Raw genomic sequence first — 21274 nt, 5'->3', positions numbered from 1 at the left:
TCACGATTCCCGATATGCAGCAACCCGGCTCTGCGTCAGTCCGGCCGAGCGCCCGTGCGGTGAACCACCTCCGCCCAGCGACGTACATCCGCTCTGATCTGAGCCGCTAGTACACCCGGATCGCCCCCAATTCGCTCCGATCCCTGTGCAGCAATCCAACGACTGATGTTGTCGCTGTTGAGAGCCTTGTTGACCTCGGAATTCAGCGTTTCCACCGCAGCGGCCGGTGTGCCGGCGGGTGCCAATAATCCTTGCCACGAGACAATCTCAAGGGCGGTCTGCCCGACCTCGATTGCTGTTGGAACAGAAGGCAGCACAGCAGAACGGCGGGCGCCGGTGACCACAAGAGCGCGGAAGCGGCCCTCTCTGACATGTTCCGTGACGGCAGGGAGACTCACCCATAGGGCGCTCACCACGCCAGCGAGCAAATCCGTCGCTGCGGGCGCAGCACCCCGGTATGGGACGTGCTCAAAATCCGGAAGTTCAGCGTCGCGGCGGAAGAGTTCCCCTGTCATATGGCCGATGCTGCCGTTTCCTGGCGACGCCCAGCTCAATGCGGGTCGCGCGGCCTTTGCGGCAGCGATGAGCGACGACAGATCGCCGGCGCCATCCGCCCGAACGACAAGCACCTGCGGTGCAGCGACTGTTTGTATTATCGGGTTGAAGTCGGTGACCGGATCGTAATTGACGCGCCGATACAAAGGGGGGTTGATGACCAGCGAGTCCCAACCGACCAGAATTGTGTGTCCGTCGGCGGCAGCGCGGGCGACGTATTCGAAGGCAAGATTCCCGCCCGCCCCTGGCCGCGGCTCCACGACGACAGGTTGGCGCAGGACCGGTGTGAGATGTGCAGCAATCAAACGTGCCAGGGCATCCAGGCTGCCGCCAGCCGCGAGCGGCAGCACAAAGCGGATCGGCCGACTGGGCGCCCAGGGTTGCGCACCGGCCGCCGCTGCCGCCAACAGGGCCGGTAAGGCGAGCAGGCCACGGCGAGCGATCACGCCGTCACCTCGAGTTTGACGAAGTCCCGCGTTCCGACACCTTGGATCAGCAGGAAGCCGCAATCCTCTCCGCTGATATTCGAGAGCCGGTGCGGGGTACCGGCCGTCGTATGGTGCGTGTCACCGGGCCTGAGCAGGTGCTCGCCGTCCGGCTCCCGTGTCTGCACACATAGCGTCCCAGAGAGCAGCACGCACAGATCGTCGGTCGTGCTGTGGCGGTGCCAGGGAATTGCGTCCCCCGGCGCGAGAATGAAACGACGCACGCTGACGTCCGCACCGATCATCACAGGCTCGACCAGCTTCACGAGATAGGGTGGGGCCTTCGCCATGCGTCAACACCTCGGGCCAGATCTGGGAGCGCCGAGCGTGCCATCGGGAGGGCGCCTTATGTTAATCGAAAACACGCAAGTGCCGTTGCGATGCTGCGCCAAGTAGAAGCCAGTTCCCGCCACGAGCAGCTCCCTTGGCCTGGGTCGCTAGGAAGCCGGTCGTGGCCGCAGCGCCCGTGCCGGTGCCGGGTCGGCCAAACTGGTCCGCCGAAATTGGCGAGAACCGGCCGTGTCGATCTGGCGGGTTCGTCCCTAAGACAGTGGGATTGGCACAGTGGAGCTGAAGGCCAGTTTCGTCGGCCAGCTGCGCAGGGAGGTCCAGTGACGACCATGCCGCACACCGCGTCCGGGGCAACTGAGGCAGATCATCGGCACGCAGGCCGCCAGTTCGGTTTCGCGACCCGCGCCATCCATCATGCCTACGACCCGGCCGATCACCATGGCGCGGTCGCCCCGCCGGTCTACTTCACCTCGACCTATGCCTTCGGCAGCGTCGCCGAGAACGACGAGGCGGCGGCGCGCGGCGGCGTGCTCTATGCGCGCGAGTACAATCCGACGACTGCCATCCTGGAAGCACGGCTGGCGAACCTCGAAGGCGCCGAGGCGTGCCTTGTGGTCTCCACCGGTATGGCTGCCATCGGCACGCTCATGCTGTCGCTGCTGTCGCAGGGTGACGAGGTGGTGGTGCACCGGACGCTCTACGCGAACACGGTCGCGCTGACCGAAACCGGGCTTCCGCGGTTCGGTATCAAGGTCATTCCGGTCGACCTCGCGGATCCGGCCAATCTCGACAGGGTGGCCACCGGCCGGACCAAGCTCGTCTACTTCGAGACACCAGTGAACCCGCTCAGCGCGGTGCTCGATATCGCGGCGATCGCCAACCGGGCTCATGCCTTGGGGATTCCCGTCGCGGTGGACAGCACCTTCGCGTCCCCAGCCCTCCAACGGCCGATCGAGCATGGGGCCGATCTCGTCGTGCATTCGCTCACGAAATACATCAGCGGTCATGGCGACGTGCTGGGCGGCGCCGTGCTCGGCCGTGCCGGGACCATCGCCCGGTTGCACGATCATGGGCTGCGCTATCTCACCGGGGCGACGATGTCGCCTATGACAGCCGCGCTGGTCCTGCGGGGACTGAAGACCCTGCCGCTGCGCATGGAGCGGCACGGGCGCAACGCGCTGGCCATCGCCACGATGCTGGAGGCACATCCGGCCGTGCGCTGGGTGAGCTACCCGCAATTGGCCTCGCACCGGGACCACGCCATCGCCGTCCGGCAGATGTCGGCGGGGTCGGGCATGCTGGCGCTCGGACTGCATGCAGGGTTCGACGGCGCGCGGCGGTTCATGGACCGGCTTTCGCTGTTCGGCCGCGCCGTGAGCCTGGGCGATGCCGAATCGCTCATCATGCATCCGGCCAGCCTGAACCGGGCCCGGCGGGCGATCCGTCCGGAAGCGCACCTCGCCGAGGGCGTCGGAGACGACCTGATCCGCCTGTCCGTCGGTCTGGAGGATGCCGGCGATCTGATCGAGGATCTTCGCCAGGCCCTGGCCAGCCTCTGACACTTGGTCCGCATGGTTGCGCCATCGGACACGCATCTCCCTTCCAGCCTGGAGCTGACGATGTACGACGCCATTCTTATCGAGAAGTCAGCGGGCACTTCCCACGCCCGCCTCACTGGGATCGACGACGCGCAGTTGCCATCCGGCGACGTGACAATTCGCGTGGCCTATTCGACGCTGAACTACAAGGATGCGCTCGCCATCACCGGCAAAGGCCCCGTGGTGCGCAACTTCCCCATGGTGCCCGGCATCGACTTCGCCGGTGTCGTCGAAGCATCCGAGAACCCGGACTGGAAGCCCGGGGATCGGGTCGTGCTGAACGGCTGGGGCGTGGGCGAGACGCATTGGGGCGGCCTGGCGGCCAGGGCCCGCGTGAAGGGCGAATGGCTGGTGCCGCTGCAGGCGCCTTTCACGATGCGCCAGGCCGCGACGATCGGGACTGCGGGCTACACTGCCATGCTCTGCGTGTTGGCGCTCGAGCGGCACGGCGTTTACCCCGGCGCGGGAGAGGTCCTGGTCACGGGTGCGGCGGGCGGCGTCGGCAGCGTCGCCGTCGCCATCCTATCGAAGCTTGGCTACAGCGTGGTGGCCGCCACCGGCCGGCCGGCGGAAGCTGAGTATCTGACCCGTCTTGGAGCCCGCGAGGTGATGGACCGGGCGGCCCTCGTCGAACCGGGAAAGCCGCTGGCCCGGGAGCGCTGGGCAGGCGCGGTCGATGTCGTGGGTGGACAGGTGCTGGCGAATGTCTGCGCGGCCATGCGCTACCGCGGTGTGGTGGCCGCCTGCGGACTTGCCGGTGGCATGGCACTGCCCATCACTGTGGCGCCATTCATCCTGCGTGGGATCACACTGGCGGGCATCGACAGCGTGATGTGTCCGAAGGCGGAGCGGCTGGAAGCCTGGGGGCGCCTGGCGCGCGATCTCGATGTCCACCATTTCGCGGAGCTGACGGAGGAGGTCGCCCTGGCGGATGCCATAGCGACCGCCGACCGTCTGCTGGCAGGGCAGGTGCGCGGACGCATCGTCGTTCCCGTGGCGCCGGAGCTTGATGGGGAATAGCCACGGCCGGTCCCGCTGGCGGCATCCTAGAGCGTGATGCGTTCGCAAGTGCTCACGCATCACGCTCCAGCACTTTGTTTGATCGCGTGATTCAGACTTTCGGCGATTCCGCCTCAAGTCATCACGCTCTAGCTTCGGCCGATCAGCGTACCATCCGCCGTGATCATGCCGACGCGCTCCGCGAGGCGGAGTGGAGCTCCGGTCGCCGCCTGGACATGGTCGAACTCCGCCCCTTCCAGCATGGCGGAGACGAGTAGGCCGCCCTCTGTCACCTCGATGATGGCGAGGCTGGTGAACACGCGAGAGACGACGTTTGTGGCCGTGAGCGGCAGCGTGCAGTCGGACACGATCCGCGGCGCGCCATCGCGCGCGACGTGGTCCATCATCACCCAGATCGCCTTGGCACCGACAGCGAGGTCGATGGCGCCGCCCACCCCGGGCGGCTCCCCATCGTCCTTGCCGGTCGTCCAATTGGCGAGGTCGCCACGCCGGGAAACCTGGAACGCCCCGAGGACGGCGACGTCGATATGCCCGCCGCGCATCATCGCGAAGGCGAGCGATGAGTCGAAGAAGGCTCCGCCCAGTGCCAGCGTGACCGGCGACTTTCCGGCATTGATGAGATCCGGATCTTCCTCGCCTGCCCTGGGCGCGGGGCCCATGTTCAGGATCCCGTTCTCGCTGTGCAGGATCACGCCCGCATCGGGCGCCACGAAATCGGCGATCTGCGTGGGCGCCCCGATGCCGAGATTGACGAAGCTGTCCCGCGGCAGCTGCGATGCGACCAGGCGGGCAAGCGCCTGGCGGTTGAGCGGATTCATGCGACTGCCCTCGCGAAGACACGGTCAACGAAGATGCAAGGCGTGACGATGCTTTCCGGATCCAGGCCTCCGGCCTCCACGATCCGGTCCACTTCGACGGTGACGATGTCCGCCGCCGTCGCCATGACGGCGCAGTGGTTCCGTGCCGCCTTGTTGTAGGTGACGTTGCCAAGCGTGTCCGCCGTCCTTCCCTTGACCAAGGCGAAGTCCGCGCGGAGCGGCAGCTCGAGAAGGAAGTCGCGGCCGCCGACCGTGATCTTCTCCTTGCCGCGCTCGAAGACGGTGCCGACGCCGACGGGGCTGAGAAAGCCGCCGAGGCCAGCGCCTCCCGCCCTGATACGCTCGACGAGCGTTCCTTGGGGGAGGAGTTCGAGCTCGACCGTCCCGGCCCGGTACTGCAGCGTGAAGTCCTTGGCGCTCCGTGGATAGGAGCAGATGATCTTGCGGACCATCCGTTGCCGGAACCACAGCGAGAGGTCGTCGCCCCCGGCCCCGGCATTGTTCGAGATGACCGTGAGATCGCGTACACCCAGCTCGGCCACGGCCTTGATGATGCTCCGTGGCAAGCCGGCGCCACCGAAGCCACCCACCATGACGACGTGCCCATCGCGCAATCCGGCGACCGCCGCCGCTTCTGTCCCGACGACGACATTCCTCATTGGCGTCTAACTCCGGTGTTCGGACCCGACCGGGTCGGCGTAGTCCTTCGCCAGGCTCCGTCCGATCCTGTCGAGCATGATCTCGTTGGTGCCGTCACCGAAGGCGGCAAGGCGCACCTCCGCGAGCTGCATGCTGAGCCGCTGGGTGCCGCTGGCGCCGATCGCCCCCATCGTGCGGATGCACTGGCCGATGCCCCAGATGGCCGTGTCGACCGCGAACTTCTTGCACTGCGCCGCAGCAGTCACGGCCGGCAGCCGGCTGTTCACGAGTTGCGCCGCCCTGAAGACGAGGGCGTGCGCGGCCTCCAGGCGGATCGAGACCTCCGCCAGCTCCCATTGCAGGCCCTGATGCGCCAGCAGCGGCTTGCCGAAGGTCTGGCGTGAGGAGCAGTAGCGCGTCGCTTCGCACAGCGCGGCATGGAGGCTGGCGACCGCCATGGCAGCCACATGCACGCGCGCCGCGTTGACCGCTTCCATCGCCGCGCGGAGCGCCTCTCCCGGCCTGCTCAGGAGGGCCCAGTCCGGGACGAAATGGTCACGCAGCTCCAGTGCAGCGAGGCGGAATGAGCGTGCCCCTGGCAGCAGGATCTCATGACACCCGACGGAATCGCCGCCGCCGAGAGACACGAAGAAGGTCGCCAGCTCGCCACCCTCGTCCATTCGGGCGAGCAGGGTGATGCCATCGACGATGGTGCCATTGGTGACCCATGACTTGGTGCCGCTGATCGACCATCCGCCATCGACCCGCCTTGCTGTCGTGGCGAGCGAGCCGAGGTCGCTGCCACCACTCGGCTCGGTCATGGCGGGCGCCGCGAGGATCGCTCCCGATCGCAGGGGCTCCAGAACGTGTCGCCGCTGCTCGTCGGAACCATGCAGCGAAATGCGTGTGACCTGACCCTGAAGGTTGTTCAGGCAGAAGGCGGCGGCGAAGCCATGTCGCGCCATCTCCTGCGCGACACGGATCTTGCACAGGAAGGAAGCTTCATGGCCGCCATGCTCGGCCTTCGCCTGCAGGCCGAGCATGCCCAGCGCGGCCCATTCGGTGATCCATTCCCGTGCGAAGGGCTCGCCGCGGAGATAGGCCTCGTGGATGGCAGCGGAGAACGCCCCTGCGCAGAACCGCCGGGCGCGTCCGACCAGTTCCATCTCCGCGGGCGTCAGTTGCTCGTCGTATTGACTGAAGAAGGGCATGTCAGCGGATCCGGGCGGCTATGGCAGCTGCGCACGATGTTGCTCGGCCCAGCCCGACCAGAAGCGGATCTCCTCCTCGACCTCACTTCTGAATGTCTCCGGGTTGGAGTCCCTGATCGGCGATGCGCCGATGGTTTCGATCTGCGCCCTGAACGCCTCTTTTCGGCTGATCCTCTCGGCAGCCTCGAAGAGCCGCCGCACCACCGGGGCAGGCAGGCCTGCAGGCCCCACCAGGCCGAACCAGGGGGATATGTCGAGCCGTCCGCCACCCGCTTCCTGGACGGTCGGCAGGTCTGGGAAAGCGGGTGAGCGCTCCAGCGCCGTCACGGCCAGAGCCCTGATCCTGCCGTTCCTCACCAACTCGGCCACCGTCGATTCCGTGAAGAAGCCGACCTGAATCGTCCCGGTCATCAGGTCTGTCACGGGCTGGTTGCCGCCCGCGTAGCTGATGAAGGTCATGTCGATGTCATTGAGGCGATTGAAGATCGTGCCTCCGACATGGGATGTCGCGCCGACCGTGCCGCCGAAGCTGAGCTGCCCCGGCCGTGCCTTTGCATAGGCGATGAGATCGGCCACGGATGCGACAGGCAGGTTCGGGTTGGTCACCAGCAGGTTGCGCTGCTTCGCGAGCTTCCGAAGGAAGGTGAAGCTTCCGACTTGGTCGTAGCGGATGGCGGGGTACAGAGCCCTCGCGCGGGTCTGCGAGGATTCGACGCTGACCAGGAGTGTGTATCCATCCGCGGCGCTCCTTGCGACATAGGCCGCGGCGATGGTGCCGCCCGCGCCACCCAAATTCTCGATCACGACGGGCGGGCCGAGTTCCGCCATCAGGTTGCTGGCGATCATGCGCCCGATGACGTCTGTTGGACCGCCGGGCGGGAAACCGACGACCAGCTTCACAGGGCGCGTGGGATACGCGTCCTGGGCTGCCGCCGCCCGCGCGGCGAGAGTCGCGGGAAGGGCGGCAACGAAACTCCGCCTGCGAAGGAGCTGCTGCATGATCGATCCTCTGCACCGTGATGGGACGAAGTCACCGCAGCGCTTCCTCGCGCTGTCTTGCCGTGCAGCCTGGCGTGTACCGGAGCGCAGCCGAGCGAGTTGCCCGGCGCTGCCGCGCCGTGCGAAGCAGCGCTGGTGCGCGCCCTTGCATCCCGCCGATGCGTCCAACGGTCGTCCGGGGCAGGTGCCGGCGACAGTGCCAGTTTCCGGCAATAGCGCTGGACCAGTCGGCGCAGCGCGGCCGATCCGGGGTGATGCGTCCCGATGCGGTCGGTGGTTATGCGCGGTTATCGTGAGCAAACCGCCATGGACGCCGCCGGCTGACATCCACCGTGCTCCGGCGGTGCGCGCCAGTTTACGCTGCGCGCAGCGGATCCCGGTCGGCGGGCGGGCATCCGAACTTCTCAAGAAGCTCACCGAGCCTTCGCACGCCGCGTCTGATGGTCGGCTCATCCAGACCCGCATACCCCATCACGAGGCCTGCACTGTCGGGCGGGCCGACGGCGGGATCGAAGGCATACAGGGGCTCTATGGGATACAGGCCGAGGCCAGCCGCATGCGCGTGCGCGATGAATTCGGCCTCGGCCGATCGTGGCAGCCGGTTCAGCCAGGCGACGACATGCAGCCCGGCATCGGCGCCGACCACCGTCACCGCGTCGCTGACGGTGTCGGACAGCGCCGTCAGCAGCGCTGCGCGCCGCTCGCCATTGCGGCGGCGGACGCGGCGGACATGCCGCTCATAGGCACCGCTCTCGATAAGCTCCGCCAGGGCTTCCTGTTCCAGGCTGGGTGAATGGCGGTCGGTTAGCCGCTTGGTCTTCACGAAAGCCATGGACAGCGCCGGTGGGACGACGAGGTAACCGAGGCGCAGTGTCGGCGAGAGCGTCTTCGAGATCGTGCCGAGATAAATGACCCGTCCGGCACCATCCAGGGCCCGCAGCGGTGGGATCGGGGCGATGTCGTAGCGGTACTCGCTGTCGTAGTCGTCCTCGATCACATAGGCGCCGCTGCGCTCCGCCCAGCCGAGAAGCTCCCGCCGGCGTCCGGCGGACAGGACGCTGCCAAGGGGAAACTGGTGCGACGGCGTGGTGTAGGCCAGCCGCGCCGCGGGCAGCCCTTCTGTCCGCATTCCCTCCCGGTCCACGGCGACAGGAACCACCTCGGCTCCGTATGCCAGAAAGACCTGCCGCGCGAGGAGGTAGCCGGGGTTCTCCATGAGCACCCGGTCATGCGGATCGAGCATCAGCCGCGCGCAGAGGTCGAGGCCCTGCTGCGAGCCGTTCACCACAATGATCTGGTCCGGCTCACAGCGAAGCCCACGCGCCCGCCACAGGTAGCCTTGCAGGGCGACCCGAAGTGCGGACGAGCCGCTGGGGTCGCCGTAGCGCAGGCGTCCATGCCGGCGCAGCAGGGCGGCACCCACTGCCTTCTTCCAGGCGAGCTTGGGGAAGTCGGCCGCGGCGAGGTCGCCGTAGCGGAAGTCCGCAACCCTCAGGCCGCGATCCGGAACCGCTGGCAGATCGAAAGCCTCCAGCCGCTGTCCGTAGGCCGACAATCGGTTGGAGACCTCCGATGGCGCGGCCGCGTCCTGCCTTGCCGCCACGCAGCCAAGGCCCCGCGCGACCTGGGTTCGGGCACCTTGCCGGGTCTCGAGGTAACCTTCCGCGATGAGTTGCTCATAGGCGGCGGTCACCGTCGTCCGCGAGACGCCCCATTCCGCCGCCAGGGCGCGTGTCGAGGGAAGCCGGGCACCCGGGCCAAGGCGACCGGAGGCGATCTGCGCCTTGATGGCATCGCAGATGCGCTGGCCAATTCGGGACGGTGCGGGCGCGTCCGGTGCCATGGAAACTGGCCCTGTGATTTTGTTGCAAACCGGACGTTCCTTTTGAACCAGTCATGGAGCAGCGTCCAGCGCTTCAAGGAGCCGCGCTGATGTATGTTCCCCCAGCCTTCCGCGAGGATGACCTCGCGGCCCTGCACAGGACGATGCGGGAGACCCGCCTGGCGACCCTCGTCACCGCCACGGCCGAGGGCCTGATCGCCACGCCGCTGCCGCTGTTCCTGGCGGCGGAGGAGGGACCCTACGGCACGCTCTACGGCCACCTCGCCCGAGCCAATCCGCAATGGAGACTGCGGGCGACCGGTGAGGCCATGGCGCTGCTCATGGGGCCGGATGCCTATGTCAGCCCCTCCTGGTATCCGTCCAAGCAGGAGCACCAGAAGGTGGTGCCCACCTGGAACTACATCGCGGTCCACGCCTACGGCCCGCCTGAGTTCTTCGAGGATGCGGACCGCCTCCTCGCGGTCGTGTCGCGGCTGACCGATCTGCATGAGCAGCCTCGCGCCGAGCCCTGGGCCGTCACGGATGCGCCCGCGGACTTCGTCCGGGCGCAACTCCGTGGGATCGTGGGCCTGCGCCTGCCGATCACGCGGCTCGAGGGCAAGCGCAAGGTGAGCCAGAACCGGAGCGCCGCCGATCGGGCGGGCGTGGCCGCCGGGCTCGCCGCGAGCGAGCGCGCTTCCGACCGCGCCGTGGCAGCCTTGATCCCGACCTGACCCCGACCACGCTGCACGATCCGACCGCCCCGAGGAGCCAAACCATGTCCGCCGCACCGATGTTCCGTGGCCTCTCCGCCTTTCCCATCACGCCCGCCGATCCGCATGGCCGCGTCGACACCGAGGGACTCGCGCGCCTGGTGCAGCGCTTGGCCGCGGCGAAGGTGGATTCGATCGGCCTGCTCGGCAGCACCGGCACTTACGCCTATCTCACCCGTCCCGAGCGGCGGCGCGCGATCGAGGCTGCTGCAGGCTGCCTCGGCGGGCAGGTTCCGCTCATCGTCGGCATCGGCGCGCTGAGGACGGATGATGCGCAGGATCTGGCGCGTGACGCGGCGGCGGCAGGCGCGGATGGCCTGCTGCTGGCGCCGGTGTCCTACACACCGCTGACCGAGGAGGAAGTCTACCAGCACTTCGCCGCGGTCGCGGAGGCGACGACGCTGCCCCTCTGCATCTACAACAACCCGGCCACGACCCACTTCACCTTCAGCGATGACCTGCTGGCCCGGCTGGCGAAGCTTCCCGGCATCGCCGCCGTGAAGAACCCGGCGCCCCCGCCCCCGGAGGCGCGGGCACGGCATGAGGCGCTCCGCACCAAGGTCCCCCACAGCTTCGCCGTCGGCTACAGCGGCGACTGGCGCGCTGCTGACGCCGTCCTGGCTGGAGGGGATGCCTGGTACAGCGTCGTCGGCGGGCTGCTGCCGGTGCCCAGCCTGCAGCTCCTGCGCGCCGCGCAGGCAGGCGACACGGCCACGGTGGCGCGCTGGGACGCACGGTTCCAGGGCTTGTGGGAGCTCTTCCAGGAGCTGAGCAGCCTGCGGGTGATGTACGCCGCCGCCGACATCCTGGGCCTCTGCCCTACGGCGCCGCCACGGCCGATCCTGCCGCTGCCTTCCGCCGCCTATGAGCGCGTGGCCGCGGCACTGGAGAAGCTCAATGCCGATGCCCGACCCGGCGGCGCGCTTACCGCTGCTTCGTCAGGAAGCTTTCCATGACGCGCTGCGGCTCGCCGGCATCGAAGGCGTGGCGATGGATCAGCCGCGCCGCCTCGAAGGTCTCGTCGAAGCCGGCCTGGGTCGCCGCGCAGAAGCGCTGCTTGTTCAGCTTGAAGGCCAGGCGCGGCTTGCCCGCGAGGTCGGCCGCGATCTCCAGCGCCTTGCCGCGCAGCGCGGACGCCGGCACCAGGTGATGGATCAGGCCAAGCCGGTGCGCCTCCTCCGCGGCGGCCATGCGGCCGGTCAGGATCATCTCGGTCGCGCGCGACAGCCCAAGCATCTCGCGCATGATCCAGAAGCCGGTCGCGCTGACGATGCCGGAATTGATCTCCGGCTGCCCCATCTGCGAGCCGTCATGGCCGACGCGCACGTCGCAGAGCAGCGCGACCTGGAAGGCCGAGCCCGCCGCGAGCCCGTTCAGCGCCACGACCAGCGGCTTCTCGAACCGCCGGATGGTGCTGTAGAGGAGCCGCCATTCCTCGATCCAGAGCTCCGCGCGGAGGCCGTCGAAGGTCTTCCCCTCGTTCAGGTCCTGGCCCGCGCAGAAGGCGCGCTCGCCGGCGCCGGTCAGCACCACGGCGCCGATCTCCGGATGCGCATTGGCCCGCTGCAGCAGCGCCAGGAGCCGCGCCCGCATCGGGGCGTCCCAGGCATTGAGCCGCTCGGGCCGGTTCAAGGTGATGAGCTGGGTGGTGCCCACCATCTCGGACAGGACATGCGCCTCCGCCTCGCGCGCGGCTTCGGCATCGATCACCAGTGTCATCGCATTGCTCCTTCGGGTCGTTCAAGGACAGAGGTCGCGGCAGTCACTGCAGGCTGATCCGGGCGTCACGGATCACCCCGGCCCATCGCGCGACCTCGCTCGCGAGCTGCTGCCGGGTCGTGTCCGCGCCGGTCGGCGCCGCCTCGACCCCCTGCTGCTGCAAGCGGGCACGTAGCTCGGGCTGCGCCACCGCCGCCTGCATGGCGCGGTTGAGCCGGTCGACCACCGCCGCCGGGGTGCCGGCCGGCGCGAGCAGGCCGTAGATGGAGGAGACGGCGAAATCCGCGAAGCCGGCTTCGGCGGCCGTCGGCACCTCCGGCACCGCGCCGCTGCGCGCCGCCGTCGCGATGGCGAGGATTTTCAGCGCGCCGCCATTCTGCAGCGTATTGGGCAGCGTCGCGAACATCAGGTCCACCTGCCCCCCGAGCACATCCGCCAGCGCCGGCGCCCCACCGCGATAGGGCACGTGCAACAGGGAGATGCCCGCCTGCTGCGCGAACAGCTCCGCCGCGAGATGCTCGGTGGAACCATTGCCGGCCGAGGCGTAGCTCAGCGCCGCCGGCCGGCGGCGCGCCAGCGCGACCAGGGCGCCGACGCTCTCGACCTGCAGCCGGTTCGCGGCGACCAGCACGATGGGCACCGCGCCCACGGTGCCGATGGGCGCGAAGTCGCGCAGCAGGTCGAGGTTGAGGTTGTTGCCCGGCAGGCCCGCCAGCATCGCGAAGCTGGTGATCGGCGCCATGAGCAGGGTGTGGCCATCCGCCGGGGCGCGCGCGACGGATTGCGCGCCGATGGCGCCCGAGGCGCCGGTGCGGTTCTCCACCACGACGGGCTGGCCGAGCCCGGCGGCCATGCCCTGCCCGACCAGGCGGCCGACCAGGTCCACCGCACCGCCCGCCGCGAAGGGCACCACCAGGCGGATCGGCTGGGTCGGGAAGCCCTGCGCGGCCGCGCGGCCTGCCGCCGATCCCGCCGCCAGCATCGCCGCACCCGCGCGCAGGATGTGCCGCCGGCGCATCGCCGGGACTGCGAAGCGCATCATGCCGATGACCCCCTTTTCATCCCATGTGTGGGCGGCCGGGCTCGGCCGCCGCCTCCAGGTCCCAGCAGCCCGCGGTGTCGCGCGGCAGCTCCAGCTTCCGGATCCGCTGGGTCGGCGTGCGCGGGAAGTCCGCTACGAAGGCCACGTAGCGCGGCAGTTGGAAGCGCGGCAGGCGCGGCGCGCACCAGCGCAGCAGCGAGGCCGCGTCGAGCGTGGCGCCCGCGGCGCGGCGGACGAAGATCTTGATCTCGTCCTCGCCGAGTTCGCTCGGCACGCCGATCAACGCCACCTCCTCGATGGCGGGGTGCTCCAGCAGGACGCGCTCGACCTCCCAGGCGGAGACGTTGATGCCCCGGCGACGAATGGAATCCTTGGCCCGACCGACGAAGAACAGGTCGCCCTCCTCGTCCTGCCGCGCCAGGTCGCCGGTGCGGAACCAGCCGTCGCGCATCGCCTCCGCGGTCGCCGGCCCGTTGCGGAAATAGCCCAGGAAGTGCAGCCCGGCCTCTTTCGCGCGGAAGCAGAGCTCGCCCGCCTCGCCGGGCGGCAGCGGCCGGCCCTCGGGATCCGCGACCATCGCCTCGTACCAGGACAGCGGTCGCCCGATGGAGCCCGGCTTGCCGGTCAGGTTCAGCGTGCAGAAGGTGATCAGCTCGGACAGGCCATAGCCCTCACGGATCTCGACCCCGAAGCGCTGCTCGACCGCGCGCCAGATCTCCGGCGGGCATCCGCCGCCCCAGGCCATGCGCACGCCGTGATCGCGGTCGTCGGGCCGCTCCGGCTGGCGCAGCACCATCGGCAGCACGCTGCCGAGATAGTGCACCCGGGTCGCGCCACTCTCCCTGGCCTGCTGCCAGAAGCGCGATGCGCTGAAGCGGTCGACCATGCCGAGCCGCAGCCGACCCAGGATGGCGGCGATCACGACGGCGACGCCGGCGCCGTGATGCAGCGCTTCCCAGAACAGCAGCGTGTCCCCGGGTCGCGCCTCGGTGAGGCGGAGGATCGCCATCGGGCCGGCACGCAGGGTGCGGTCGGATTTGAGCACGCCTTTGGGCGCGCCCGTGGTGCCCGAGCTCGGCGTGATGGCCAGGATGTCGTCCGCCCCCGGCGCGACGGGCGGCGGCCCGGCATCGGGATGGGCGAGGAGCGCCTCGAAGCTCGGCCCGTCCCCGCCGCCGCGCCAGAACACCGCGCGCAGCCTCCGTTCGGCCAGCACCGGCGCCAGCGCATCCGCATAGGCGCGGTCGGCGATCAGCGCCTCCACCGCGAAGGCGTCGAAGGGATAGGCCAGCGAAGCGCCCTGCAGGCCGGTGTTCACCGGCACGCGCACCAGGCCCAGCTTCGCCAGCGCCAGGATGCAGGCGATGTGGTCGGGATGGCCCGGCAGCATCAGCGCGACGCGATCGCCGGGCCGCAGGCCCTCTGCCAGCAACCCGTTGGCGATGCGGTTCACGGCCGCATCCAGCGCGCCGAAGGAGATCGCCTGCCCGTCATGGGCGCAGAAGATGCGCTCCGGCTCGGCCAGCGCCTGCGCATCCATCACCTGCCGCAGCGTCAAGGGGCCGATCGGCGGCATCGCCACCGCCGCGTCAGGCGACATCGAAGCTGACCCCCTGCGCGAGCGGCAGGTCGCGGCCGTAGTTCACCGTGTTGGTGGCGCGCCGCATATAGGCCTTCCAGGCGTCGGAGCCGCTTTCGCGCCCGCCGCCGGTCTCCTTCTCGCCGCCGAAGGCACCGCCGATCTCGGCGCCGGAAGGGCCGATATTGACGTTCGCGATGCCGCAATCCGATCCCTGCGCGGAGAGGAAGAGCTCCGCCTCCCGCAGGTCGTTGGTGAAGATCGAGGAGGAGAGGCCCTGCGGCACGCCGTTGTGGATGGCGATCGCATCCTCGAAGGCGCGGTAGCGCATCACATGCAGGATCGGCGCGAAGGTCTCCTGCCGGACAATCGCCGTCTGCGCGGGCATTTCGGCCAGCGCCGGGCGGCGATAGGTGCCGCCCGGTCCCGCCACCGCCTCGCCGCCGGTGACGACGCCGCCATCGGCGCGGGCGGCGGCCAGCGCCGCCGTCATCGCGGCACCCGCGGCCGCGTCGATCAGCGGGCCGACCAGCGTGCCGGGCCGGCGCGGATCGCCGATCGCGACGCTCCGATAGGCGTGCCGCAGGCGATCGAGCAGCGCATCGGCCACCGCTTCGTGCACGATCAGCCGGCGCAGCGTCGTGCAGCGCTGGCCCGCCGTGCCCATCGCCGCGAAGGCCGTGGCGCGCACCACCAGGTCGAGATCGGCGGAGGGCGCGACGATGGCGCCGTTGTTGCCGCCGAGCTCCAGGATGGCGCGGCCGAAGCGGGCGGCGACGCGTGATGCCACGGCGCGGCCCATGGCGGTGGATCCGGTGGCCGAGAGCACGGGGATGGCGGGGCTGTCCACCAGGACCGAGCCCACCTCCCGCCCACCGAGAAGCAGCGCCGAAAGCCCCTCCGGCACCGCGCCGAAGCGCGCCGCCGCGCGCCCGACCAGGGCCTGCACGGCCAGCGCGGTCAGGGGCGTCTTCTCCGAGGGCTTCCACACCACGGCATCGCCGCAGACGAAGGCCAGGGCCGCGTTCCAGGCCCAGACGGCGACCGGGAAGTTGAAGGCGCTGATGACGCCCACGACGCCGGCCGGGTGCCAACTCTCCATCATGCGGTGGCGGGCGCGCTCGGTCGCGATGGTGAGCCCGTAGAGCTGGCGCGACAGGCCGACCGCGAAGTCGCAGATGTCGATCATCTCCTGCACCTCGCCGAGCCCTTCGGAGAGGATCTTGCCGGCCTCCAGCGTGACGAGGCGGCCGAGCTCGGCCTTGGCCGCGCGCAACTCCTCGCCGAGCAGCCGGACGAACTCGCCGCGCCGCGGCGCCGGTACCTTCCGCCAGGCGCGGAACGCGGCCTCGGCCGTGGCGATCGCCGCCGCGGCGGCTGCAGGCGTCGCGGCGAAGGGGCGCCCGATGACCTCCCCGGTGATGGGCGACGTCGCAATGAGGTCGCCGCCGGTCCAGGCCGCCCGGGGCACGCCGAGCCGATCCAGCAATGCGGCCGCTTCGGCGGCGGGCGATGGCAGCTCGGTCATCTCTGGTTCCTGCGTCCTCGGTGCCGCCCCGCGCCACACGGGCAGGGGCAGCCGACGAATATTGTTATCCAATATTAGATATTGGAAATAGAATTGAGCGTCGCGCGCACCCGCCTGTCAACGGGAATCCGAATCGGATGTCCGGTGGTCTACCGGCTCGCGCGCGCCGCCTTGATCAGCGCGGGCACCAGGGCGTCCTCCGCCTGGCGCCGGTCGAAGCGGTTGGTCAGGACCGAGAGGTTCACCGCGCCCACCGCGCGCCCTCCCGGATCCAGGACCGGCGCGGACAGCGATATGCTGTCCTGGTCGAAGGCCTTGGTGGTCAGCGCATAGCCCTGGCTTCGGACCCGGTCGAGGATCGCGCCGAACTCGGGAAGGGTCCTGGCGCCCAATCTCTCACGGGCCCGCGGCGTGGCGGCGGCGAAGGCATGCGCCACCACCTCGGCCGGCGCATGCGCCAGCAGCACCTGGCCGGAGGAGGCCGAGATCGCCTCGAACCGCATGCCGGGCGCCAGGATCACCGCGGTGACATGGGCGCTCGGCCAGTTCTCGACGACGACGATCTCGGTCTCCAGCAATTCGGTCCAGGAGACGCATTCGCCGGTCGTGGCGTTCAGCTCCCGCAACACGTGGCGGGCCCGCTGCAGGGCCGACCGCCCGCCGACATAGCCGCGGTGCAGCCCCAGCACCTTGGCGCCCAGCGCGAAGCGCTTGGTCGCGGGATCGCGGCTGAGATAGCCGAGCCGGTGCAGCGTGTAGACGAAGCGCTGCACCGCGCTGCGGCCGATCCCCGCGCGCGCCATGATCTCGGTGAGGGAAAGGTCCTGCCTCTCGCTCTCGAACAGCTCCAGCACGGCCATCGCCTTCTCGATGGACGCGACGAAGAGCCGGGGATCCACATCCTCCGATGTCTGCTGCGACGCAGTCTTTTCCCGTGCCATCGGCGCTATGGATGCTCCGGCGCGAAGAGGTCCGAGAAGCGTTGCTGCAGAAGCGTCTTGCGTATCTTGCCCAAGGTATTGCGCGGCATCTCCGGAACCACCTGTATGCGCTTCGGGACCTTGTAGCGCGCAAGCTCCCCGGTGAGCAGTAGCCTGACCGCCGCCTCCGAGAAAGGCGGCGCATCCGGTTCCAGTTGGATCGCGGCCACCACCGCCTCGCCGAAATCCGGGTGCGGCACGCCGAACACCGCGGCCTCCGCGATGCCCGGCATCGCGTTCAGGCTGGCCTCGACCTCCTTCGGGTAGACGTTGAAGCCGCCGGTGATGATCAGCTCGGTGCCGCGGCCGAGCACGCAGAGATAGCCGTCCGGGTCGACCCGGCCGAAATCGCCGGTGATGAACCAGCCATCCGCGCGGAAGGCGGCCGTCGTCTTCTCCGGCGCGCGCCAATAGCCAGAGAACGGAAAGGGCTGGCGCAGCTCGATGGCGCCCACGGCGCCGGGCGGCACGGCCGCGCCGGCCTCGTCCACCAGGCGCAGCGCGGATCCGGGCAGCGGCAGGCCGGACGCATCCGGGCGGCGCGGCGCGTCGAGCGGCATGGAGGCGATGATCAGCGCCTCCGTCATGCCGTAGCGATCGAGCAGCGCATGCCCGGTGCGGGCGCGGAAGGCCTCGAACAGGTCGGCGCGCATCGGCGCGGAGCCGGTCAGGAACAGCCGCATCGTCCGGCAGCTCTGCCGCGAGAAGCCGGGATGCGCGAGAAGCCGCGCGTAATAGGTCGGCACGCCCGCGAACATCGTCGCCCCGGGCAGCGCGCGCAGCACCGCCTCCGTCTCGAACTTCGGCAGCAGGCGCATGGCCGCGCCGGCGGCGAGCACCGGCGTCGTGGTCCCGAACAGCCCGAAGGCCATCGGGTTCGCATGCAGCAGCACGTCCTCCCGCGTCATGCCCCAGGCTTCGGCGAGCGCCATCGCATTCCAGGCGACGAGGCCGTTGGAGAGGATCGCGCCCTTCGGCTTGCCGGTGGTCCCGGAGGTGTAGACGATGGCGTTCGGCGCCGTGGACCCGGCCGCGGCGACCGGGGCCTCCGGCGCCTCTCCGGACAGCGCCTCGGTCAGGCCGCCCGCGCCCGCCCCGTCCAGCGTCAGCAGGTGGCGCACCGGCGAAGCCGCCGCCCAGCCGCGCAGCCGCTCCGCCCAGGCGGGCCGGCAGACCAGCAGGCGCGGCTCCGCGTCCAGGAGGATGTGGTCGACCTCGGGCGGCGTCAGCTCGACATGGATCGGAAGGTAGACCGCACCGGCGCGGCAGCAGCCGAGATAGAGCAGCAGCGCTTCCGGTGACTTGTCGAGCAGCCCCGCGACGCGGTCGCCCGGCCCGATGCCCAGACGCCGCAGCAGGTTGGCGATGCGCGCCGTGGCCGCCGGGATCTCCCCATAGGTGAGGCGGCGGCCATCCTCGGCTTCGACGAAGAGCCGGTCGGGTGCGGGAAAGCGCGCGGCGAAGGCGGCGTAGACGTTGTCATGGGCGTGGTCGAAGCCCTGCATCTCGGAGACCTTTTGGCAATGGCGGTGGCGGAGGGATGGCGAGGGATTTTTCGTCCCTGGCGTGGCGGCTGACGCAGCCGATGCCGGTGGCATCGGCGAGGAAGCCGGTGCGCCAGGGGCGGAAAAGACCCGCCAGACCGACCCGCCGCCATTGCCAAAAGGTCTCTCAAAGACCCCTGAAGACCGGCTTGCGCTTCCCGGCGAAGGCACTGACGCCCTCGCGGTAATCCTCGCTGGCATCGGCGCGGTCGGAGAGCGCCATCACCGCGCTCGCCACCTCCGCGATGCGTCCGGTCATCGCGGCGTCGCAGGCGAGCTTCGCGGCGGCCAGCGAGAGGGGGGCCGCATCCAGCATGGGTGCTGCGAAGTCGCGGGCGGCGGCCAACGCATCCGGCGCCACCGCATCCGCGAGGCCGCAGGCCAGCGCCTGCTCCGCGTCGATGAGCGTGCCGGTATAGAGCAGGCGCTTGGCCATCGACGGGCCCGCGACCGCCAGCAGGAGCTGCGTGCTCTCCGGCGGATAGACCAGACCGAGCTTCGCCGGCGGCACCCCGAACCGCGCGGCGGCATCGGCGATGCGGAAGTCGCAGCGGAGCGCCAGGGTGCAGCCGCCGCCGACGCAGGGCCCGCTGACCGCTGCGATGACCGGCACGCGGCTGGCCGAGACGGCGGCGTAGCAGGCCATGATGTGGTCCCAATAGGCCTGCCGCGCCGGCGGGTCGTCGCGCACCGCCGCGAAGGCGCCGATGTCGTCCCCCGCGCAGAAGGCGCCACCGGCTCCGGTCAGGATGATGGCCCGCAATGCCGCGTCGTCGCCGAGCGCGCGGAAGGCATCGCCGAGCTGCCGCCAGGCCTCGCCATCCAGGGCGTTCCGCTTCGCCGGGCGGTTCATGGTGATGATCGCCAGCCGCGGTTCCGGTCGGTCGAGGATGATGGTGTTCATTGGGTGTCCTGACGGCTCGCATCCTGCGCGTCGGCGCCGAGCGTCAGCTCGTCGGCGCGCGCCTGGTAGGTGATCCCCCGGCGCGATGCCCAGAGGTTCTGGAACTGGTAGATCGGGATGAAGGCGACATCCGCGAGCGCCAGGCGCGCGGCCTCGATGAGCAGCCCCTCGCGCGCCGCGCCGTCCATGGTGGCGAGGGCCCGCCCGGCCAGCCGGTCGAGCGCGGGGTTGGCATAGCGGCTCCAGTTGAAGGTGCCGGTGCCGGCCTCCGGATTGACCGTCATCAGCAGGTTGCGCAGCAGCAGCCCGGCTTCCATGGAGGGATTGTTCAGGCTGCCGAAATAGGCCGAGACCTGCTGCCGCTGGCCGCGCGCCGAATAGACCGCGAAGGGGATCGCCTCGACGCTCACCTGCACGCCGATGCGGCTCCACATCTGCGCGATCGCCTGGGTGATCTCCACCGCATAGGGCGTGCGGTCATTGGCTGTCGTGAGCGTCATCCGGAAACCGTCGGGGAAGCCGGCCTCCGTCAGCAGGGCGCGCGCCCGGGCGGGGTCGAACCGCGGCGGGTCGAGATCCGGCACTGCGGAATAGGACCCGGGCGGCAGCCATTGTCCGGTGGCCGTGCCGGTGCCGAGCAGCAGGCGATCGGCGATGGCCTGGCGGTTGATCGCGAGCGAGAGCGCCTGGCGCACCCGACGGTCGCCGAGCGGCGTCGGCTCGATCGCCCGGCCTTGCCGGTCGGTGATCGCCGGCGCATTGGGCGCGGGCGCGAAGATCGGATTGACGTAGGCGACGCGGCTGCCCGGCGCGGCGTGGATCAGCACGTCGCCATGCTGCCGCAGGCGCGCCAGGTCGCTCGCCGACGGCGCTTCGACCAGGTCGAGCTCGCCCGCGAGCAGCGACGCCATGCGCGCGCCGATATTGGGCACCATGCGCAGCGTGACGCTCTCCCAGGCGGCGCGCCCGTTCCACCAAGCGTCGTTGCGCGCCATCACGATGCGATCGCCCTGGACATGGCGCAGGAAGCGGAAGGCGCCGGTGCCGATGTTGACGCGGCCCGCATTGTAGTCGGCCGTCGTCGCGTCGCGGCCGAGATGGGCGGAGACGATCGCGATGAAGGACAGGTCGCTCGGCAGGGTCGGCGTGGGCGTGGCGGTCGTGAGCCGCAGCGTCAGCGGGTCGATGATCTCGATCGCGGTGATCGGCCGCACCAGATTCTCGAAGCCGCCGAGACTGTTCGGGACGTGGCGGGCGCGCGCCAGGCTGAAACCCGCATCCGCCGCGGTGAAGGGCTGGCCGTCATGCCAGGTGACGCCGGGCCGCAGCCGGAATTCCCAGGTGGTCTCCGACAGCGGCTGCCAGGCGAGGGCGAGGCCCGGCTCCAGCCGGCCTTCGGGTCCGCGATGCACGAGGCGGTCGAAGACGTGGAAGGCCGCCGAGTTGTTGGGCGTGATGCTGTAGAAATGGGGATCGAGCGAGGTCACCATCGCGCTGAGGCCGATCTGGAGAGGCCGCGCTGCCAGCGGAGCGGCGAGGCCCATCGCCAGCCCCGCTCCCAGCAGCCCGACAAGATGCCCTGCGCGCATCGGCCCTGCTCCCGTGATGCCTCGGCCGCGGCGTATTGGCCGCGTCCAAATTATCGTATAGCAATATTTGATATTGATTTTGGACCGCACCCGCGCCGCGCGTCAATGATCATCGCGCCTGGTGGGGCAAGGCGGATCGGGCGCACAGGGTGCCGGCGCATTGCGCGGTTGTGACCGC

19 protein-coding genes are annotated in these 21274 nt (G+C 69.8%); 4 read left to right on the top strand and 15 right to left on the bottom strand.

The window, feature by feature from the left end; genetic code table 11:
• Positions 1 to 35 precede the first annotated feature (35 nt).
• Together GXW71_RS14060 and GXW71_RS14055 are read right to left on the bottom strand one after the other, a co-directional pair.
• Complete coding sequence (locus GXW71_RS14060) at positions 36 to 1001, bottom strand: tripartite tricarboxylate transporter substrate-binding protein (RefSeq protein WP_211853154.1); 966 nt, start codon at positions 999 to 1001, stop codon at positions 36 to 38.
• Positions 998 to 1330, bottom strand: coding sequence for a cupin domain-containing protein (locus tag GXW71_RS14055; protein ID WP_211853153.1), 333 nt, complete (start codon positions 1328 to 1330; stop codon positions 998 to 1000). The genes GXW71_RS14060 and GXW71_RS14055 overlap by 4 nt, the downstream gene beginning before the upstream one ends.
• Before the next feature lie 213 nt (positions 1331 to 1543).
• On the opposite strand from GXW71_RS14055, the gene GXW71_RS14050 reads away from it, so the two are divergent.
• Positions 1544 to 2890 carry a trans-sulfuration enzyme family protein gene (locus tag GXW71_RS14050; RefSeq protein WP_246526559.1) on the top strand — a complete coding sequence of 449 codons (1347 nt, stop codon included), beginning with the start codon at positions 1544 to 1546 and terminating at the stop codon, positions 2888 to 2890.
• 60 nt (positions 2891 to 2950) lie between these two features.
• Entirely contained in the window at positions 2951 to 3949 is a 999-nt protein-coding gene (gene acuI / locus GXW71_RS14045; RefSeq protein ID WP_211853152.1) for an acrylyl-CoA reductase (NADPH), read from the top strand.
• Between the two features lie 128 nt (positions 3950 to 4077).
• Here acuI and GXW71_RS14040 read toward each other — a convergent pair whose 3' ends face one another.
• From GXW71_RS14040 to pdxR, 5 genes are all read right to left on the bottom strand, one after another.
• A complete protein-coding gene (locus GXW71_RS14040; RefSeq protein WP_211853151.1) occupies positions 4078 to 4767 on the bottom strand; it encodes a 3-oxoacid CoA-transferase subunit B in 690 nt (229 codons plus the stop codon).
• The gene (locus tag GXW71_RS14035) at positions 4764 to 5426 is read right to left on the bottom strand and encodes a 3-oxoacid CoA-transferase subunit A (RefSeq protein WP_211853150.1); all 663 of its coding nucleotides are present in this window, start codon (positions 5424 to 5426) and stop codon (positions 4764 to 4766) included. The genes GXW71_RS14040 and GXW71_RS14035 overlap by 4 nt, the downstream gene beginning before the upstream one ends.
• 6 nt (positions 5427 to 5432) lie before the next feature.
• Positions 5433 to 6617, bottom strand: coding sequence for an acyl-CoA dehydrogenase family protein (locus GXW71_RS14030; RefSeq protein WP_211853149.1), 1185 nt, complete (start codon positions 6615 to 6617; stop codon positions 5433 to 5435).
• A gap of 18 nt (positions 6618 to 6635) precedes the next feature.
• Positions 6636 to 7517, bottom strand: a complete 882-nt coding sequence (locus GXW71_RS14025) for a Bug family tripartite tricarboxylate transporter substrate binding protein (RefSeq protein ID WP_211853148.1) — start codon at positions 7515 to 7517, stop codon at positions 6636 to 6638.
• A 454-nt stretch (positions 7518 to 7971) separates the two neighbouring features.
• Positions 7972 to 9459, bottom strand: a complete 1488-nt coding sequence (gene pdxR, locus GXW71_RS14020; RefSeq protein ID WP_211853147.1) for a MocR-like pyridoxine biosynthesis transcription factor PdxR — start codon at positions 9457 to 9459, stop codon at positions 7972 to 7974.
• A gap of 89 nt (positions 9460 to 9548) precedes the next feature.
• Between pdxR and GXW71_RS14015 the strand changes: the two genes are divergently transcribed.
• Together GXW71_RS14015 and GXW71_RS14010 are read left to right on the top strand one after the other, a co-directional pair.
• Positions 9549 to 10172: an FMN-binding negative transcriptional regulator gene (locus tag GXW71_RS14015; RefSeq protein WP_211853146.1), complete on the top strand. Its 624-nt coding sequence runs from the start codon at positions 9549 to 9551 to the stop codon at positions 10170 to 10172.
• A 44-nt stretch (positions 10173 to 10216) separates the two neighbouring features.
• Positions 10217 to 11167, top strand: coding sequence for a dihydrodipicolinate synthase family protein (locus GXW71_RS14010; RefSeq protein WP_246526557.1), 951 nt, complete (start codon positions 10217 to 10219; stop codon positions 11165 to 11167).
• On the opposite strand, the gene GXW71_RS14005 is transcribed toward GXW71_RS14010, so the two are convergent.
• The 8 genes from GXW71_RS14005 to GXW71_RS13970 all read right to left on the bottom strand — a co-directional run bounded on the left by GXW71_RS14005 (position 11136) and on the right by GXW71_RS13970 (position 21096).
• Entirely contained in the window at positions 11136 to 11930 is a 795-nt protein-coding gene (locus GXW71_RS14005; protein ID WP_211853145.1) for an enoyl-CoA hydratase/isomerase family protein, read from the bottom strand. The genes GXW71_RS14010 and GXW71_RS14005 overlap by 32 nt on opposite strands.
• A 43-nt stretch (positions 11931 to 11973) precedes the next feature.
• Positions 11974 to 12972: a tripartite tricarboxylate transporter substrate binding protein gene (locus GXW71_RS14000; RefSeq protein ID WP_211853144.1), complete on the bottom strand. Its 999-nt coding sequence runs from the start codon at positions 12970 to 12972 to the stop codon at positions 11974 to 11976.
• Positions 12973 to 12988: 16 nt separating this feature from the next.
• The gene (locus tag GXW71_RS13995) at positions 12989 to 14572 is read right to left on the bottom strand and encodes an AMP-binding protein (RefSeq protein WP_211853143.1); all 1584 of its coding nucleotides are present in this window, start codon (positions 14570 to 14572) and stop codon (positions 12989 to 12991) included.
• Positions 14562 to 16079, bottom strand: coding sequence for an L-piperidine-6-carboxylate dehydrogenase (amaB, locus tag GXW71_RS13990; RefSeq protein WP_211853142.1), 1518 nt, complete (start codon positions 16077 to 16079; stop codon positions 14562 to 14564). The genes GXW71_RS13995 and amaB overlap by 11 nt, the downstream gene beginning before the upstream one ends.
• 149 nt (positions 16080 to 16228) lie before the next feature.
• Entirely contained in the window at positions 16229 to 17020 is a 792-nt protein-coding gene (locus tag GXW71_RS13985; protein ID WP_211853141.1) for an IclR family transcriptional regulator, read from the bottom strand.
• Positions 17021 to 17025: 5 nt separating this feature from the next.
• A complete protein-coding gene (locus GXW71_RS13980; protein WP_211853140.1) occupies positions 17026 to 18564 on the bottom strand; it encodes an AMP-binding protein in 1539 nt (512 codons plus the stop codon).
• A gap of 166 nt (positions 18565 to 18730) precedes the next feature.
• A complete protein-coding gene (locus GXW71_RS13975) occupies positions 18731 to 19507 on the bottom strand; it encodes an enoyl-CoA hydratase/isomerase family protein (protein ID WP_211853139.1) in 777 nt (258 codons plus the stop codon).
• Positions 19504 to 21096 (bottom strand): ABC transporter substrate-binding protein, encoded by a 1593-nt coding sequence (locus tag GXW71_RS13970; RefSeq protein ID WP_211853138.1) that lies wholly within the window; start codon positions 21094 to 21096, stop codon positions 19504 to 19506. Before GXW71_RS13970 ends, GXW71_RS13975 begins: the two co-directional genes overlap by 4 nt.
• Positions 21097 to 21274 lie beyond the last annotated feature (178 nt).

The sequence above is a fragment of the Plastoroseomonas hellenica genome (assembly GCF_018129085.1).
GTDB lineage: Bacteria > Pseudomonadota > Alphaproteobacteria > Acetobacterales > Acetobacteraceae > Plastoroseomonas > Plastoroseomonas hellenica.
This window is presented reverse-complemented; position numbering and strand designations above follow the sequence as displayed.

Bases quoted from the DNA above. Each gene is read 5' to 3' on its own strand.
- GXW71_RS14055 (WP_211853153.1), bottom strand. From the start codon at position 1,330: ATGGCGAAGGCCCCACCCTATCTCGTGAAGCTGGTCGAGCCTGTGATG.
- acuI (WP_211853152.1), top strand. From the start codon at position 2,951: ATGTACGACGCCATTCTTATCGAGAAGTCAGCGGGCACTTCCCACGCC.
- GXW71_RS14040 (WP_211853151.1), bottom strand. From the start codon at position 4,767: ATGAATCCGCTCAACCGCCAGGCGCTTGCCCGCCTGGTCGCATCGCAG.
- GXW71_RS14035 (WP_211853150.1), bottom strand. From the start codon at position 5,426: ATGAGGAATGTCGTCGTCGGGACAGAAGCGGCGGCGGTCGCCGGATTG.
- GXW71_RS14030 (WP_211853149.1), bottom strand. From the start codon at position 6,617: ATGCCCTTCTTCAGTCAATACGACGAGCAACTGACGCCCGCGGAGATG.
- pdxR (WP_211853147.1), bottom strand. From the start codon at position 9,459: ATGGCACCGGACGCGCCCGCACCGTCCCGAATTGGCCAGCGCATCTGC.
- GXW71_RS14015 (WP_211853146.1), top strand. From the start codon at position 9,549: ATGTATGTTCCCCCAGCCTTCCGCGAGGATGACCTCGCGGCCCTGCAC.
- GXW71_RS14010 (WP_246526557.1), top strand. From the start codon at position 10,217: ATGTCCGCCGCACCGATGTTCCGTGGCCTCTCCGCCTTTCCCATCACG.
- GXW71_RS14005 (WP_211853145.1), bottom strand. From the start codon at position 11,930: ATGACACTGGTGATCGATGCCGAAGCCGCGCGCGAGGCGGAGGCGCAT.
- GXW71_RS14000 (WP_211853144.1), bottom strand. From the start codon at position 12,972: ATGATGCGCTTCGCAGTCCCGGCGATGCGCCGGCGGCACATCCTGCGC.
- GXW71_RS13995 (WP_211853143.1), bottom strand. From the start codon at position 14,572: ATGTCGCCTGACGCGGCGGTGGCGATGCCGCCGATCGGCCCCTTGACG.
- amaB (WP_211853142.1), bottom strand. From the start codon at position 16,079: ATGACCGAGCTGCCATCGCCCGCCGCCGAAGCGGCCGCATTGCTGGAT.
- GXW71_RS13985 (WP_211853141.1), bottom strand. From the start codon at position 17,020: ATGGCACGGGAAAAGACTGCGTCGCAGCAGACATCGGAGGATGTGGAT.
- GXW71_RS13980 (WP_211853140.1), bottom strand. From the start codon at position 18,564: ATGCAGGGCTTCGACCACGCCCATGACAACGTCTACGCCGCCTTCGCC.
- GXW71_RS13975 (WP_211853139.1), bottom strand. From the start codon at position 19,507: ATGAACACCATCATCCTCGACCGACCGGAACCGCGGCTGGCGATCATC.
- GXW71_RS13970 (WP_211853138.1), bottom strand. From the start codon at position 21,096: ATGCGCGCAGGGCATCTTGTCGGGCTGCTGGGAGCGGGGCTGGCGATG.